The organism is Niallia sp. FSL W8-0635 (assembly GCF_038007965.1).
GTDB lineage: Bacteria > Bacillota > Bacilli > Bacillales > Cytobacillaceae > Niallia.
In genome coordinates, this window is sequence record NZ_JBBOYD010000001.1 from 4,008,039 (window position 1) to 4,025,529 (window position 17,491).

Here is a 17,491-nt window from a genome sequence, read left to right on the forward strand (position 1 = left end):
ATCCCCCCAATCCTCTATCTATGGGTAAAATACTTTAATCTTATCTAACTGTTACTTTTTACCTATTCTATCTCCATCTTACTAAATATAGGAAAGAGAGAGTATTAGCGTTCCTTCCTATTTTTCAAAAAAAAAGAAATTAGGAACAACTTCCTAATTTCTCAGCTTGTAGAAAAACCCCCTATTTTTAAAAGTATGATTTTGAAAAAGGGGGTTTTTGATGTTTTAATTGATTTTGACCACGACATTTGGTTTGCAAGATATTATCAAACCACTATATGTTGTATAGTGAAATTGTGAAAAAAGCTGTCGAGACTTTCTCGACAGCCTGAGAAATTAGGAACAACTTCCTAATTTCTTTCGTTTTTTCCTATTTACTCCTATAAATTCATGAGAGGATTATCCATCGAACTATTTTATCTTCTTATAAAGCTTTTCATGTCTGCTTATTTCTTCATAACAATCTGCAGTATCAGTAAATAAGATGGATTCTCGATCACCAAGTCCTAAGAATCCAAACATCCCTAAACTATCATAAAAAAGCTGATGTACCTTATTTTGAAGGGCTTTATCAAAATAGATTAGTACATTCCTACAAAAAATAACATGAAACTCGTTAAATGATCGATCTGTTACTAAGTTATGCTGGGCGAACACAATATTTTTCGTTAAGCTTGAATCAAACTTTACTGTATCACCTTTTACATCATAATAATCGGAAAATGCTTTTTTGCCTCCTGCTTTTAAATAATTTGTCGTAAACTTTCTCATGCTTTCCATTGGAAATACACCAGCTTTTGCAATCGCTAATGCATCTGTACTAATATCCGTCGCATATATTTTCGTTTTTTCGTAAATGCCTTCTTCTTGGAGCAGCATTGCCATAGAATATACTTCTTCCCCTGTTGAACAGCCTGCATGCCAAATTCGAATCGAGGGGTAAGTCCGTAAAACAGGTACTATTTTTTCCCGAAAGGCTAAGAAAAAAGCAGGATCACGAAACATCTCCGTCACATGGATAGAAAAATCTTGTATTAATCTTTTTAGGCAGTCAGAATCATGAAGAATTTTTTCTAGTAAACCCGTGATACTCCCTAATTTCTCTGCATGCACACGATGCCATATTCTTCTTCGAATCGAATTATATGCATAATTCCGATAGTCATATCCACACCAAGCGTACAGTCCTTGTAAAAGTAATTCTATTTCAATTCTTTCCTTATCTTTTCCATTTACTTGTTGGTATTCTTTCATCATCTCTTGGTCCGCCCATTATCCATCATTCTCTTCCCTCTACTGGGTAGAGCCACACACTAATTAAAGAAAGAAGTTGATCAGAATGGACTGGCTTCATAATATAATCAGATGCTCCAGCTTCCAAGCATTTTTCACGGTCCTCTTTCATCGCTTTTGCTGTTAGTGCAATTACGGGTAGTTCTTTTCGTTTATCATCCAGTCGTATTCGTTTTATTGCTTCATAGCCATCCATTTCAGGCATCATAATATCCATTAACACTAAGTCAATATCTTCATTTTTAGCTAGCATTTCCAGTGCTTCTCTACCATTCTCTGCAAATAGGATTTTCATCCCATGCATTTCTAATACACTTGATAATGCATATACATTTCGAACATCATCATCGACAAGGAGGATCAGCTTCCCCTCTAACGCTTTTGCTTTCTGAGTTTTACTAGAAGTCTGGTTTTCTTCTATATTATTTTCTTGGTTCCCGCTTAAATATAAATCCAATTCCTCTTTTAACCGTTTTGGTGCATGTGGATCTTTAATAATGATGGTATCGGCATATTTATTTAAAAATAATTCCTCTTTAGAGGTAAGGGAACGAGCCGTATAAATAAATACCTTTAAATCTTTATTCGCATAATCTTTTTTGATTTCTTCTAACAAGACAAATCCGCTTGTATCTGTTAAACCTAAATCAAGAATAATACAGTCAAATTGATTTACTTTTAACTCTTCTATCGCTTCATAACCAGTAGAAACCGCTTTGATTATTACATTTTTATCACCAATATGCTCCATCAAGTAATTTCTATGAATTCTATCATCATCCACAATTAATAGTCTTTTAATAGTGGTTTCTTGTACAACGCTTTGTGGAGAATACGGAACCTCTTCACGATAGACTGGTTCCTGAGAAGCAGCTACTTCCTCCTCCATTATAAAGGTGGACATATCTTTTATCCCCCCCTCATAATTGCCGACAATAAAGGTAAATGTACTTCCCTTTCCTTCTTCACTTTCTACCTCAATACGACCACCTAACAGTTCCGAAAGCTCCCGGCAAATAGATAAGCCTAATCCAGTTCCACCAAATTTCCTGCTTGTTGTTCCATCAGCCTGTTGGAAGGCTTGGAAAATTATTCCTTGTTTTTCTTTTGGAATTCCAATCCCTGTATCACAAATAGAAAATCTAAATTCACCTTTTGAATCAGAAGAAATTTCAAGTTCGATTCCACCTTGCTGGGTAAATTTAAAGGAATTTGATAATAAATTGGTTAATAACTGTTTCAATCGCTGCTCATCATTAAATAGAGCGGGTGTCAGATTATCCTTTAATACAATGTCAAAGCGTAAGTTCTTTTTATTAGCAATTGGTCTAAAATTATTTTCAAGGAAATCGCTTAATTCATCCATCTGAATATTGCTAGGATTTACTTCCATTTTTCCAGATTCAATTTTTGCTAAATCTAAAATATCATTAATTAAGATTAATAAATCGTTTCCTGATGAATAGATAGTTTTCGCATATTCTATTTGTTTATCTGATAAATTGCCACCATGATTATCGGATAGAAGCTGGGATAAAATCAATAGGCTATTTAACGGTGTTCGAAGTTCGTGAGACATATTTGCTAGAAATTCAGATTTATATTTTGAGCTTAGTGCCAGTTCCTTTGCTTTAATTTCTAACTCTGCACGGGCTTGTTCTACTTCTCGATTTGTTTTTTCAAATTGTTTATTCTGATCTTCCAGAATAATGGCTTTTTCTTTTAATTCCGCATTGGTTTGTTCTAGTTCCTCTTGTTGCGCCTGCAATTTTTCCTCTGATTGTCTTAGTGCCTGTGTTTGTTCTTCTAACTCTTCATTTGAAGCTCTTAGTTCTTCCTGCTGTGATTGCAGCTCTTCACTCTGAGCTTGTACCTCTTCTGTTAAAGTTTGCGATTCTTCTAATAGCCTTGCCAATTGGATTCTTCCTATTACGCTATCAATGATAATCCCTAATCCTTTGACCACTTCTTCTACAAATTCCTGTTGCTGTATGTTAAATGGGTGGAAAGATGCCATTTCTAAAACCGCTTTTACATCCCCTTCAAAAAGTATCGGAATCACATATAGATTCAGTGGAGCTGCTTCTCCAAGACCTGACTTTACACTTACATAATCAGCAGGGACATTTGTAAGAAGAATAGTTTCCTTTTCAAGGACTGCTTGTCCAATCAGACCTTCCCCACCTTCAAATTCAGTCGTCATATGCTTTCTTTCTTTATATGCATAGGATGCCTGCAGCTTATACATTTGCTTACCACCTTGTGAATTAGTTGATTTTATATAAAATACAGCATGACATGCATCCAATAAAGGCACTATTTGGGAAAGGAATGTACGAGATAATGATTCTAAATCATGATTCCCACTTAAGCTTGTTGTAATTTCAGCAATGTTGGATTTATTCCAAAGTAATTCCTGTTCTCTCTCCATTTGTTCTTCTAAAGACTGGGTCATCCGATTAAATGATTTTGCTACATCTCCAATCTCATCCTTACTAGTATCTTCGACCTTTGTAGACAAATCTTCTTTACCATTAGCCACGTCTGTCATCACATTAGAAACTTTGTTTAAACGCATCGATATAGACCAGACATTTTTAAAGATTAACGCAATAATTAAGAGAAGCGAGAGCATAAGGAGAATACTGCCGATTAAAATCCGCTCATACATACTACTTGAAACCTCTTCAAAGGAAGTAAGCAAGTTGGATTCAAAATGCTCTGTTATAGCTGAAATGACTTGAAAGAAATCTTCATGTATCAAGTTAGATTTGCTATTAATTAATGTGCTTGCCTCCTCTAACTTTCCTTCTTTTACCAAATTCACCAGCTGATCCTTATACAGATTAAACTCCTGGTTGATCGTTTCTAATTCCTTCATCATTTTTTGTTGATCAGCGGTAGACACTTTTGCATCTAATGTCGCTATATCCTGTGAAATAGAATTACTTTCTGTTTCTAAATTCGACAATTCTTTTTGGATAGATTCCTCATCCGTTAGAATAAGTAAATTTCGTAAACTGATGGCTTCATTTTTAATATTCCGATGAATTTCCTCTGCTAAAAAAGACAATTCATAATTGGCTTGGGATGACACTTTCATTTTATTAATGGAAGAAAGCTGATACCACGCAATGGCAATTAGTAAAAAAAATAAAACGGGCAATATACTAAGAAGTAAAATTAATTTTGATTTTATTTTCATAAAAGCGGCTCCTAAAAGTCTATATTTCTAATAAATTGGCAGGTATTAAGCTTGACGAATTTTCCCTTCTTCCATACAGGCATTGTAGACCTTTGCCATTGCTTGTAAGCGGTCATTCACCATTAGCTTTTGAAAAATTTTTGTAATATGATTCTTAACTGTATGCTCACTAATAAATAGCTTATCTGAAATTTCCTTATTACTTAAGCCTTGTACAATCAACTCAAACACATCCATTTCTCTATTAGAGATTGCATAAATCTTTTTGGTTTTGTTTAAGGCAGCAGTTAATATTTCCTGATTGGTGTCAAAGCTTCCATTCATAGGAGGAGCAATTGTATATGGAACCTCATTTTTTACTAATGTTAGCTCATTTTCTAGTAAACTATTACTTTTAAGCGTTTTATTTCCTTGGTTTTCCATTAATAGAGCTTCGAATTTCTCCGAAGAAATAGGAGGGCTAAATAAATATCCCTGCATTTCTTGGCAACGAAGTTCTTTTAGTAGTTTTAATTGCTCCTTTGTTTCCACTCCCTCTGCTATGACAGTCATATTCAAAGCCTTTGCCAAAGAAATAATAGACTGGATCAATGCGATACTTTCTGTCTGTTTGTTGGATAAATCGTGAATAAATGACTTATCTATTTTTAATGTTTGAAACGGGAAACGTCTTAAATAATTTAAGGAAGAAAATCCTGTTCCAAAATCATCAATCGTAATATGAATTCCCAGTTTTTTAAACTGATGAAATAGCTTGCCGATATTATTTTCATTTCCTAATAGAACAGACTCTGTAATCTCTATCTCGATAAGGCTGGGATTTGTTTCAGTTTTCATAAGAATCTCTTCCACTTTTGCTGATATATCCTTTTGCAGAAACTGTCGAGCTGAAAAATTAACAGCTATACGTATGGAATCAATCCCTTTCTTTTCCCATCGTTTTACTTGCTCGCAGGCTGATTGAAATACCCATTCCCCCATTTCAATAATTACTCCTGTTTCCTCTGCTAATGGGATAAATTCACTTGGCATAATTGTTCCCCAGTTTGGATGTTCCCAACGAACCAATGCTTCTGCACCATTAATTTGGTTTGTTTCTAAATCCAACTTGGGCTGATAAACTAGCTTGAGCTCCTTTCTTTCCAATGCCTTACGTAAATCATTTTGCATAATGAATTTTCGATAGGATTGGAGATTCATTCCAGAATGAAAAACATTATACTGATTTTTCCCTGCTTCCTTCGCTCTATACAATGCCGCATCTGCATTTTTGGTTAATATAGAAGCATCCTCGCCATCGTAGGGGAAAACACTAATACCGATACTAGTTGTAATAAATAGTTCATAATTATCAATATAAATAGGCTTCCTAAATTCTTTTAAAATATATTCTGCTTTTTCTAAGGCAGTTTCTCTATTCGTATTTGGTAGAATGATATTAAATTCATCCCCACCAACTCTAGCAACAAAATCATGATTGTGCATACATCGTTTTAATAATTTTGAAATTTCACACAAAATTCTATCCCCAATAAAATGTCCAAGGGAGTCATTTATATATTTAAAGCGGTCCATATCAAGGTATAGTAAGGCTAACGGTTCAAAATTGTCTTTCGCCTTATTTACATATTGCTTTAATTGATCATTAAACAATCTTCTGTTCGGTAAATCTGTTAGACCATCATGATATGCCATATGCGTAATCCGTCTCTCATCTTCTTTTTTCCTCGTGATATCGCGGATTGTGCAGGCAACAATACATTTCTCTTGCACATACCTTTTTCCAAATTGAATTTCCGCTGGAAAATGCGTTCCGTCTTTTCTAGTCAACTCCACTTCTTTGTTATTTTCATAGCCATGAATGCTCTCCAGATTATGTATTGCTGTCAGGATAGCATGTACATATTTTTGCGTTTTCTCACTAGAAAACAACCTCTTAATATTTTGATGGAGTAATTCTTGATTAGTGTAAAGAAACATTCTTTCCACTGTAGGATTCACTTTCAAGATAAACCCATCTTTATCTAGAACAAGCATTGAATCACTAGATGTTTCACTTGTTACATTCGCTAAAGCTTCAGAAACTAATAAATCAGAGGAAATTCTCATTAGCTCTTTATTGGCTTTCTCTAATTCCACTTTCTTTTCTTCCAATCGTTCTGCTTGTTTTTTTAGCATTTGATTCATTTTGTAAATTTCTACAAGTCTTTCTACTTTCGTCTTTAGAATAATAGGATCAAAGGGTTTTAATATATAATCAATTGCCCCAAGTAAATAGCCTGTAAAAATATGCTCCGAATCCATATTATTAGCTGTAATAAAAAGAATTGGGATGTTTTTTGTTTTTTCTCGGGCTTTAATAATCTTCGCCGTTCCAAAGCCATCCATTCCTGGCATCTGCACATCTAATAAAATCGCCGCAAAGTCATACTTTAATAAATATTTCAACGCCTCTTCCCCAGAAAAAGCCTTTATCAAATTGTATTCCTTCTGTTCGATAATCGCCTCTAAAGCAAGTAAATTTTCCGGTCGATCATCTACTAATAATATATTTATCTTCATTTCATTACTTACCAATTTTCTTCACCCCTTAGGAATAAAGTCTGAATCCTGCTTATTTTTTCCTATATATATATTAAGAATATAGTAAAATCCTAATAATTCCAATAGAAGATTTTTCTAAATGGAAGGGAAATAAGAATGGCTTTTCTCCTAATTATCTAAATGAAAATCTTCGGAATCGTCACTTCGAATTCGAAAAAAAGTGAAAAAGGACATTAACTGGGAGTTAGTGTCCTAGTTATTGTCCTTTTCCGTCTCAATTATTATTGCATATTACCAATTAACATATCATGCACTTTTGTCTTCTCTTCATCTGAAACATTTAAATAATAGGTTTGTCCAGGAGAAGTACCTACACCAGAAACTTCATATTGCTCTACTGATTTACGGACGTTTCGATAATTTTTTTGAATATCCATCATCTGATCAAATGTAATGTTAGTTTTTACATTTGATCCAAGAGCATCAAGAATTTCATCGAAATGAGTCACTGTAGATATCCCTGTAGCCTTGTCAATTATTGCATTAATGACTTCTCGTTGTCTGTCATTTCTACCAAAGTCGCCATTAGGATCCAAATGACGCATTCTTACAAATCCAAGTGTTTGTGGCCCATCTAATGTTAATGTACCTTTTTTATAATGATAGCCCTTTTTATAATACCCTTCATCAATCCAATCCAAATCGTTTTGTACGGTAATTCCTTCAATGGCATCAACCAAGTCACTTAGTGCTTCCATGTTTACTTGAATATAGTAATCCATCTTCACGTCAGTGAAAGCTTCTACTGTATCCTTAGTCATTTTAACACCGCCCCAAGCATATGCAGCGTTGATTTTTGTCACTCGTCCATCCCCGATGATTTCTGTTTTCGTATCACGAGGTATACTTACCATTTGCATTTTTTCTTTTTGAGGATTCAAAGTCATGACAATAAGTGTATCCGATCTGCCGACATCCCCATCTCTTTCATCGACTCCCATCAGTAGAATGGAGATTGGCTGTTTATCATTAAGTTTTGCTTCTCTTTCTTTTTTTTCTGAATTTGAATCTTCATCAAGAGGATTATACATCTTGTTTGCTGTCTCTTCTACACTATGAAATAGATAAAATACATATGATCCTAGCCCAATAGCAAGTATTCCAATGATTGCCCCTAAAGTAATCCATATCTTTTTCTTTTTCTTTTTGCTTTTCCTTATTCTCATTCCCGCTCTCACTTTCTTTTTAATTGTTTTATTCCATGAATTTTACAATACAAAAATGAGAAAATGATGAAAACAGAGAAATGGTTCAGGGTCACTGAAAAACTGCTAACTATTGTTATTGAAAGTAGCCCTTTTCATATTTAGTTAGTGAATTTTCTCCGCGGTCTCCATATCCCTAATATACTCGCTTTGCCCCTACATAATACTGTGACCAATAGGAGTTATCCATGGAATAGGCAGCGATTCCTTTTGAGCTTGTGGCGGAGATGAATTGGTTATCGCCCATATAAAATCCTACATGGGAAATTGTCCCTGTTGTATTCACGGCGAAGAAAACTAAATCTCCTGGCTGCAGGTTAGCTCTTTGAATGGCTGTTCCTGTATTATACATACCAGCAGAAGTATTGCGAGCCATGGATACTCCATGCTGATTAAACATATAGGATACAAATCCTGAGCAGTCAAACCCTTTTGGAGTAGTTCCACCCCATACATAAGGGACCCCAAGATAATTATTGGTATCACTTATTAGCGCTTTTTTTACAATGGCATGATTGATGGCCGTTGTTGTTGCTTCGTCTGCATTACCTGTTACAGGTAACAGATAATCCCTTTGAAAATTTTGAATTGCCTCTTTGGCAGACACACTTGTATTTCCAGTCGTTGCGGGGACAGCATAGTAACCAAGTGTTTGTAGATTTTTCTGAACTGCTGTTGTAGTGGTGTTAGTTGGAGTAGTAGTGCCGGCTACTTGTCCATTCGGAATGGTTAGTACTTGCCCAACACGGATTATGTCACTAGTAAGATTATTGGTCTCCTTAATTTGATTTACAGTTACATTGTACTTTCTTGCGATTAAAGATAAAGAATCGCCACTTACAACTGTATACGTTTGGTTTTGGCTTATATCACTGCTTCCGTTCGAACTAGTTCCTGACACGGTTAAAACTTGTCCTACATAAATGGTATTAGACGACAATCCATTCATACTCTTAAGATTATCTACAGTCGTACCATATCGACTGGCAATTGCTGAAAGCGTATCTCCTGAAACAACGGTGTATTTACCTGTTTGATTGGTTGAAGCAGAAGGAGATGAATTGGAATTGCTCGTCGTGCTTGTATCTCCAGTTATTAGTTTTGGAATAATTAGGACTTGCCCGATTGTTGTGCTATCACTAGTTAAGTTATTTGCTTCTTTTATCGCATCTACACTAACGCTGTATTTTTTTGCCAAAACCGTCAAATAGTCTCCTGTTCCTACTTTATGAAAAGCTTGTGGAATAATAAGCTTTTGATTAAGATTTAGCGTGTTGGATGATAATTGATTTGCTTGCTTTATTTCATCTACAGAGGAATTATACTTTTGTGAAATATTCCAAAGTGTATCTCCCGATTTAACTACATAATAAACGGAATTTGAAGTTTGTGATTGAACAGTTGTGGGGCTTAATGCTGCTGCTTGTGCTGAGGTTGGCGGATCCATCATAAAAGGGATTGCAGTTATCGCAATGCCGCCGACAACCACTTTTATCATCTTAACTTTAAGACTTGGATAACGATCATGTAGCATCTTTTTAGCAGCTGCTAAAAGAGAAGTCTTTTCCTTATTAATCGATCCCAGTTCCTCACCAAACTCCGATAAATAATCATCCGCAAAAATAATTAATGTATACTCATCACTTTGCGGATCCTTCTTCAGCTCATACCTTTGAAACGTTTCCATAATATATCGCTCCTTTTTTATTGACCTAAAAGACCTCGGAGGGACGGTTCTACTGCTTCCCTTTTCAATCAGGTATTTCTTAATCGGAAGCATAAGAACCGTCCCTCCGTAAACATATGCATCCTGATTCTCTTATTTTATAAAGAATTCTGTCTTTGTTTTTGTTGGGGTAAGTACCATTACATCTATTTGTGATGTGGTGCTTTTCATTTTGTATGGAACTGAAAATGTTTGCCAGTTATCGGTAAGTTCTATTGGCAATTTCTTTTCATTGATAAAGGTTCCTCTTGCATCTGTTTCCTGTATTACTATTAGATATTTTCCATTCCCTTTTAAATTTATGCTAGGTTGAATTTGGAGAGAGGAAAATTCCCCTGATAATGTATAAACAACTCCTTCTTCCGTTTTCTCTCCTTTAGTCTTTACTACGTACTCATCTTGATTAATCTTCTCTACTGTGGCATTCACTCCAAAATACTTTGCCGCTTCTTCCCTTGCCATAAATGAAGTTGGAAAGAAAAATAAAAATAAAACAAATGGAATAAAAATTAATTGTTTTTTCATATACATCACTCCTATTTTTATTTAGTCACGCTATCCAATTTAGCAAGTGTAACGGGACCCGCAATCCCATCTGCTGCCAGCTTATATTTTTTCTGAAAGGCAATTACCGCTTTTTTAGTAGCAGCATCATATTTCCCAAGCGCCTTCCCTTTATAGCTCTTTGTTTTAATTAATTTATTCTGCATATCCTTAACAGCCGTTCCTTGAGAACCTTGCTTTAAGGTAGGATATTTTTTTACAGCGGTGGTCGTCGTTTTAGTTGCAGCAGCTACACTGTCTAATTTTGTTAACGTTGCTGGACCTGCAATCCCATCTGCTTTTAGCTTATATTTTTTTTGAAAAGCAAGGACTGCTTTCTTCGTAGCAGTGTCGTAAACCCCATTAACTTTCCCTGTATACATCTTCGTTTTCTTAAGCTTATTTTGCATATCCGTCACAGCGGCCCCTTTAGAACCAGATTTCAATGTTGGATATTTCGTTTGTTTAGCGGGCGCAACGGCTTTTGTAGTGGTAGTGCTTTTGGTAGCTTGCTTAACCGTTGTTGTCTTTGCAGGTGGAACAACGACAGTCGTTTCTGCTGGCTTTGTGACCTTTTCTGGTTCTGGTTTGCTTACTTCATTTGTATTAGATGCAACATCTGTAGATGGACTTTGCATATTTTCTGTTGTAGAAGAAACGTTTAATACTTGTCCGACAAAAATAGTATCGCTTGTTAAATTATTTAATTGTTTCAACTGATCGACCGATAAATTATTGGATGTAGCAATTTTCCATAAAGTATCACCAGATTTAACGGTGTATGTGGAGGTTGCTTGAGTAGATGGTAATTGCTGTGGCTGTTGAGTCACCTGACCATTATCAGACATCCAAGCACGATAATTTTGCCAGATAGATACGCTTTCCTGTCCTAAACTCCAGCTACCTGATCCTTTTAAATTATATTTATGAATTAACTCAAATTTCGCGGCAATCGAATCACTGTTTTCATACCAAATTTTATAGGTTCCTGGCGTTAATGTTTTTCCCGCAATTGTTGTAACAGGATCCCCTTGTTTAATCGTAATTGTCGCTTTTGGAGACTTTGTCGCTTCATCAAATACTACTGTTCCTCCATATCTAGCTAACAGCTCATCTACGCGAACGTTAGAAATCCCTGTCCCTCCAGTCGCTTCTCCTTCTTTCCAATAGCGCCCGTAAAAGGGGATTCCCAGTACTATTTTATCTGGAGAAATACCTTGCTTTAATGCGTATTGAATCGATTTTTCCACCCATCCATAGCTTGCAACGGGACCTTCAGGACTTCCTTCATAGCTTTCATCATATGCCATCACCATTAGATAGCTCGAATACTTTGCTAATTCCTTGTAATCGTAGGTACCATGCCATCCTTTCGTCCATCCATTCGGATTCGCAGCAACCGCCACCGATACTTCTTTATTGGAAGGCAATTTTTCTCTCAAAAGCCTCACTAAATCAGTATAGGCATCTCGATCGACTTCAGTCGTGTTTTCAATATCTACCTGTATACCATCTAAATTATTTTTGATAATAAAATCTGCAATTTGCGTGGTTAACTTCTCTCGATTATTTAATGCAGCACGCCCTACATTTCGGTCCCAATGGTTACTTAAAAAAGGCACTACTTTAATGCCCCGATTATGCATTTCGTTAACAAAGGCAGAATCATATTGCGTAGTTAACTTCAAAGAACCATCCGCGTTTATATCAAAATAACTTGGGGAAACTAAGCTTAAATTTCCCTGTGTTTTATCAATTTGGGAAATATACGATTTGGTATTCCCAAAATAAAGATAGGACATATTAAAAGTCACTTCATGTGCTTCCGCCTTTTGAAAAGGAAAGCTTGTCAAAATAACCGTTCCAACAGCTAAAACAATCGTTGCCTTTTTAATTTTGGGAAATTCCTTTTTGATAAACTGTTTAGCCGAAGTCATTAAAGCCTTTCCACTCTCTTTCGTCGTGTGAAAAAACTCACTCCCAAATTCCGTATCAAATGACGGCTCTTCCCCTTTCATACGCAAAATAAGCGTATACTCCCCATTCACCTCTTTAATATCCACTTGATCAAAATTACTCAGGTCCATTTATTTCACCCCCTACCAATTAGTATGGATTCAGACAGACAGTTCTACAGCCAACACCACAATGCCAATTCATGGAAAGGGAAACAGAGGGACGGTTCTACTGTTTCCCTTTATCCACTAAATGGAAAGGAAGCAATAGAACCGTCCCTCCGAACTCCTTTGTATTTGCTTTTAATTCCCATATGTAATTTTGGTTAAAGAAGAAAAAATAAAAGGGTAAAAACTTAATAATAAAAGGAGCAAAATATAATGATGAAAATTAAAAATATATTTTCCATTCTTGCTTGCATGCTTCTTCTTGCGCTAGCTGGATGTAACAACAATGATCGTGAAGCGATGGATTGGGATTCTAACCATCGTTATAATGAGGATACTATATCTAGCTTAACGACAAATGTAAGCAGTAAAAAATATCCACATACACAGCCAATAAAGGTTCAAGATGCAAAATATGAATTCCGAACAATTGTAGGAACTTACGAGCCTAATGCAGCAAATAGACAAATCCAAAAAGCTACACCAAGACAACAAGCTACACCAAAACAAGCTACACCGAAACAACAAACGAATCAAGGGGCTCAGCCGGCACCACAGACTACTCCTTCAACGAATGCTGATAATAAGAAAGAACCGAGCAACTTTATTGAGTCAGTTATTGATTTAACAAATGCTGAGAGAAAGAAACAAGGTCTTCCTGCATTACAAGCGTATCCAGAACTAAACAATGTTGCTGATATGAAAGCGAAGGATATGAACGATAAAGGATATTTCTCTCATACAAGTCCAACGTATGGATCACCATTCGACATGATGAGAGACTTTGGAATCACTTATCAATCCGCTGGGGAAAACATCGCTCAAGGACAGCGTACACCTGAAGAAGTGGTAGAGGCTTGGATGAATAGTGAAGGACACCGTGCTAATATACTAAATGATAAGTACACACATATCGGCGTTGGGTTTGACGAAGGCGGTTATGAATGGGTACAGATGTTTGTTAAGAAATAAGAAAAAGAGGGGCGGTTTTACCGCACCCTCTCATACATAATAAAGCAATTTTTTTCATTTAATCATACATGTAATGGTTAACTATCAGGGGAAGCGGTAGAACCGTCCCCCTGATTCCCACTAAATCTTATCCAAAAAAGATTGGACAAACGGAATAGCTGCTCCAATTGGAACGCCTTTTGCCGGTGAGCTACTTATATGAATAAAGCGTTCGTTACTTGGAAATGCAGACTTTTCATTTGTTTTTTCATGAAGAATGTGGATATCTTCTTCTATTAAGTAGGAGGAGATATGCCCTCCAATAATAAATTCTCTGTTAAGGACAAGATGCAAATTGTTCATGGAAAATGCTAAATAGTCTAAAAAAGTATTCCATCTTTCTACAAAAGAAATTACCCCAGATCGCACATTTTCAAAGAAAGTATCTAACGTCTCTCCACTTTCCAATAGGGCATTAACAGAACTGTAGGTTTCCATGCATCCTTTCTTTCCGCAATAACACAAAGGTCCATCCGGATTTATTGTCATATGCTCCACCGTTCCACTATGCCCTTCTTTTCCCATATATATTTGATTATTGATGATGATAGCACCGCCAAGATGTGGGCCAATTGATAAGTAGACAGCATCTCCAATATCATTTCTCACCCATAATTCTGTTGTTGCTGCACATTTAGCATCATGTAAAAACATACAAGGGTACGGGAGATATTGGGAAAATACTTCTACATCTAATCCAGTAGAAATTAAGATTTTCCCATAGGTTATTTTTTTCCCGTCATTGGATGTTAGTCCCTGAACAGCGAAGCCAACTCCAAGAACCTGATTCTCCGCAATATCAAGAGACGCAATAAACTTCTGAATCGAATCGCTCACTTCTTTATAATAGCTTGCTTCACTCGAATATTTTATAAAGAGCTTTTCTTCCTGAAAGGCTTGTCCAAGTAGATCTATCGCTAAAAATTGAACAGTATTTGCCTGAATCTCTACTCCAATACTGATATAGGCTTGTGGAGAAATTGCATAGGCTGTTGCCCTTCTTCCAACAGAAGATTCAAACTGCCCACTCTTCTCAATCAATTGTTCCTTTTCCAAACGTACTAAATTCTGTGTAACTGTCGGCAAACTTAAATGCAGCTGATTCGCAATCTCTTGTTTGGAAAGCTTCCCATTTTGATAAAGAAGATGATAGATCGATGAGTAATTCCCTTTTTTTATATCTTGAAATGTTATGTTATTATCCATGAAAAAACCCCATTTTATAAAAAAGTTTTATAAAACTACTTCATTAAATTCTCCTTTAATATATCACAAAACCTATTTTTATCCTATCTTTGTCAATAATAGTTTGACATTTTTAAATTTTCTTCTTATTGACTATTTAAAGAAAACGTTTTATTATGTAAATATATTTTATAAAACTATTTTACAAAATAACTTAACGAAAAGGAATGATAAATATGGGCATTATAGAAAAAATGAGATTAGATGGGAAGAAAATCTTTGTTACTGGTGGAGCTAGAGGAATTGGAAAAAGTGTTGCAACGGCTTTCGCTGAAGCTGGCGCTGATATCGCAATCGTTGATTTAGATATAGAAGAAGCAACAAAAACAGCAAAAGAATTGGAAGAAAACAATGGGATAAAATCCATCGCAATTAAAGCAGATGTAACAAATCCTGAAGATGTAAACGCTATGATGGATACTATATTAGAAGCTTTTGGTCGTTTAGATGTTGCTTTTTGTAATGCTGGAATTTGTTTGAATGTCCCAGCTGAAGAAATGACTTTTGATCAATGGAAAAAAGTCATTGATATTAATTTGACAGGTGTGTTCCTAACAGCGCAAGCAGCAGGAAAAGTTATGCTGAAACAGGGTGGCGGTTCGATTATTAATACAGCGTCTATGTCAGGACATATTGTAAACGTTCCCCAACCACAATGTTCTTACAATGCTTCAAAAGCAGGCGTGATTCAACTAACAAAATCACTAGCAGTCGAGTGGGCATCAAGAAATGTACGTGTTAATTGCATTAGTCCAGGATATATCGGCACAGAGCTTACGCTAAATTCTCCAAGCTTACAACCTTTAATTAAACAGTGGAATGAAATGGCACCGCTTAATCGCATGGGGAAACCAGAAGAGCTTCAATCCATTTGTGTTTATCTAGCTGGAGACACTAGCAGCTTTACGACAGGATCAGACTTTGTAATCGACGGTGCTTTCACTGCGATTTAATAGACTCATAGATTTCTATAGGGGGAACTATTTATGAATTACTTACTCGGTACGGATATCGGAACTTCTGGAACAAAAACGATTCTAATGGATACTGATGGAAACTTAATTGCACAAGATTTACAAGAATACGATGTGTTAACTCCAAAGCCTTTATGGGCGGAACAATGGCCAGATGTTTGGCTTGAAGCAACAAAAGCCTCCATTAAAAACACGGTGCAAAAAGCAGGAATTCCACCTGAGAAAATACGCGGCATCGCAATCAGCGGTTTATATGGAGGTTCCGGTATTCCATTGGACGAAAACATGGAGCCTGTTAGACCTTGTATGATTTGGATGGATCGAAGAGCAGAAGCAGAATCTAACTGGGTACTTGAGCATATCGGAAAAGAAAAGCTTCTTGAAATTACCCATAATGGCGCTGACCCTTATTATGGATACACAAAAATCCTCTGGATGAAAAACAACGAACCAGAGAACTGGCAAAAAACCAAGCTATTTCTTCCACCAAATGATTATGTGATTTTCAAACTAACCGGAGAAGTTGCAATTGATTATTCTTCTGCAGGGAATATCGGTGGAATCTTTGATATGAATAACAGAACATGGTCAAAAGAAATGATGGATGCGATGGGAATTCCAGCTTCGTTAATGCCGGAAAAAATTGTGGAATCAACCGATATTGTCGGCGGCTTAACGAAAGAAGCAGCAGCAGAGTTAGGACTGTCAGAAGGAATGCCAGTTATCGCTAGTGGTATTGACTGTGGCGCTGCGAATATCGGCCTTGGTGTATTAGAATCTGGCATTTATGCAGCAGCAATTGGAACTTCCATGTGTGCGGCACTAATATCTGATAAACCAGTCAAAGGAACGGACTTAATTGTTTGGCCCTATTTATATGATGCGAAAAGACTTTCCTATTATTTTGCTGGTGGAGCTACTGCGGGTGCGATTGTCAAATGGTTCCGTCAAACAATGTGCCAATACGAATTGGAAGTCGAAAAGGCTGGCGGAAAGAATGCGTACGATGTTTTAAATGAACAAGCATCTAACATTCCAGTCGGGAGTGATGGCTTGATTGTCCTTCCTTATTTTATGGGCGAAAGAAGTCCAATTTGGGATTCAGACGCAAAAGGAACTATTGTCGGACTATCATTAGCACATACAAAAGCTCACATCTATCGTGCATTTCTTGAAGCAGTTGCCTTCTCTTTACGTGATGCAATTGAAGCGACTGGTGAAGATCTTGGAGAATATATCTTACTTGCAGGCGGTGTAACCAAATCTAAATTGTGGCGCCAAATTTTTGCAGATGTTACAGGCTATCCAGTTGTCTGTCCGATTCATGATGTAGAAGCCAATATGGGCGATGTTATGCTTGCCGGAATTGGAACTGGCCTTCTCTCTTATGAAGAAGTAAAGAAATGGCAGGTTCTCGATGAAAAAATTATGCCAAATACAGAGAATCATCAAAAATACAATGAATATTATCATGTTTATAAATCTATCTATAAGAATTTAAAAACAGATATGAAAACGTTGACAAGAATTTCCGCAATATAAGAGTTTTTTTACGAAATGGA

Annotated in this window: 11 protein-coding genes; 3 read left to right on the top strand and 8 right to left on the bottom strand. The window is 36.2% G+C overall.

All coding sequences use genetic code 11. From position 1 onward, the window contains the following. Positions 1–411: 411 nt before the first annotated feature. The 7 genes from NYE52_RS19195 to NYE52_RS19225 form a co-directional block, all read right to left on the bottom strand. Positions 412–1,257, bottom strand: coding sequence for a CheR family methyltransferase (locus NYE52_RS19195; RefSeq protein ID WP_445669122.1), 846 nt, complete (start codon positions 1,255–1,257; stop codon positions 412–414). A gap of 22 nt (positions 1,258–1,279) precedes the next feature. Next, positions 1,280–4,498, bottom strand: coding sequence for a response regulator (locus tag NYE52_RS19200; protein WP_341194531.1), 3,219 nt, complete (start codon positions 4,496–4,498; stop codon positions 1,280–1,282). Positions 4,499–4,543: 45 nt separating this feature from the next. Continuing rightward, a complete protein-coding gene (locus NYE52_RS19205; RefSeq protein ID WP_341194532.1) occupies positions 4,544–7,075 on the bottom strand; it encodes an EAL domain-containing protein in 2,532 nt (843 codons plus the stop codon). A gap of 248 nt (positions 7,076–7,323) precedes the next feature. Beyond that, entirely contained in the window at positions 7,324–8,268 is a 945-nt protein-coding gene (locus tag NYE52_RS19210) for an LCP family glycopolymer transferase (protein ID WP_341194533.1), read from the bottom strand. Positions 8,269–8,443: 175 nt separating this feature from the next. After that, a complete protein-coding gene (locus NYE52_RS19215) occupies positions 8,444–9,994 on the bottom strand; it encodes a C40 family peptidase (protein ID WP_341194534.1) in 1,551 nt (516 codons plus the stop codon). A gap of 132 nt (positions 9,995–10,126) precedes the next feature. Next, positions 10,127–10,558: a hypothetical protein gene (locus tag NYE52_RS19220; protein ID WP_341194535.1), complete on the bottom strand. Its 432-nt coding sequence runs from the start codon at positions 10,556–10,558 to the stop codon at positions 10,127–10,129. Between the two features lie 17 nt (positions 10,559–10,575). Continuing rightward, positions 10,576–12,663, bottom strand: coding sequence for a glycosyl hydrolase family 18 protein (locus NYE52_RS19225; protein WP_341194536.1), 2,088 nt, complete (start codon positions 12,661–12,663; stop codon positions 10,576–10,578). Positions 12,664–12,912: 249 nt separating this feature from the next. On the opposite strand from NYE52_RS19225, the gene NYE52_RS19230 reads away from it, so the two are divergent. Continuing rightward, positions 12,913–13,671, top strand: a complete 759-nt coding sequence (locus NYE52_RS19230) for a CAP domain-containing protein (RefSeq protein WP_445669123.1) — start codon at positions 12,913–12,915, stop codon at positions 13,669–13,671. A gap of 120 nt (positions 13,672–13,791) precedes the next feature. On the opposite strand, the gene NYE52_RS19235 is transcribed toward NYE52_RS19230, so the two are convergent. After that, a complete protein-coding gene (locus NYE52_RS19235; protein WP_341194537.1) occupies positions 13,792–14,916 on the bottom strand; it encodes an ROK family transcriptional regulator in 1,125 nt (374 codons plus the stop codon). A gap of 215 nt (positions 14,917–15,131) precedes the next feature. Between NYE52_RS19235 and NYE52_RS19240 the strand changes: the two genes are divergently transcribed. Both NYE52_RS19240 and NYE52_RS19245 read left to right on the top strand, forming a co-directional pair. Then, complete coding sequence (locus NYE52_RS19240; protein WP_312096585.1) at positions 15,132–15,908, top strand: SDR family oxidoreductase; 777 nt, start codon at positions 15,132–15,134, stop codon at positions 15,906–15,908. Positions 15,909–15,941: 33 nt separating this feature from the next. Then, entirely contained in the window at positions 15,942–17,471 is a 1,530-nt protein-coding gene (locus tag NYE52_RS19245; protein WP_341194538.1) for an FGGY-family carbohydrate kinase, read from the top strand. Positions 17,472–17,491: the final 20 nt, after the last annotated feature.

What these genes read in the sequence shown, in the direction of transcription:
- NYE52_RS19195 (WP_445669122.1), bottom strand. Translation starts at nt 1,257, where the DNA reads ATGATGAAAGAATACCAACAAGTAAATGGAAAAGATAAGGAAAGAATT.
- NYE52_RS19200 (WP_341194531.1), bottom strand. Translation starts at nt 4,498, where the DNA reads ATGAAAATAAAATCAAAATTAATTTTACTTCTTAGTATATTGCCCGTT.
- NYE52_RS19210 (WP_341194533.1), bottom strand. Translation starts at nt 8,268, where the DNA reads ATGAGAATAAGGAAAAGCAAAAAGAAAAAGAAAAAGATATGGATTACT.
- NYE52_RS19215 (WP_341194534.1), bottom strand. Translation starts at nt 9,994, where the DNA reads ATGGAAACGTTTCAAAGGTATGAGCTGAAGAAGGATCCGCAAAGTGAT.
- NYE52_RS19220 (WP_341194535.1), bottom strand. Translation starts at nt 10,558, where the DNA reads ATGAAAAAACAATTAATTTTTATTCCATTTGTTTTATTTTTATTTTTC.
- NYE52_RS19225 (WP_341194536.1), bottom strand. Translation starts at nt 12,663, where the DNA reads ATGGACCTGAGTAATTTTGATCAAGTGGATATTAAAGAGGTGAATGGG.
- NYE52_RS19230 (WP_445669123.1), top strand. Translation starts at nt 12,913, where the DNA reads ATGATGAAAATTAAAAATATATTTTCCATTCTTGCTTGCATGCTTCTT.
- NYE52_RS19235 (WP_341194537.1), bottom strand. Translation starts at nt 14,916, where the DNA reads ATGGATAATAACATAACATTTCAAGATATAAAAAAAGGGAATTACTCA.
- NYE52_RS19240 (WP_312096585.1), top strand. Translation starts at nt 15,132, where the DNA reads ATGGGCATTATAGAAAAAATGAGATTAGATGGGAAGAAAATCTTTGTT.
- NYE52_RS19245 (WP_341194538.1), top strand. Translation starts at nt 15,942, where the DNA reads ATGAATTACTTACTCGGTACGGATATCGGAACTTCTGGAACAAAAACG.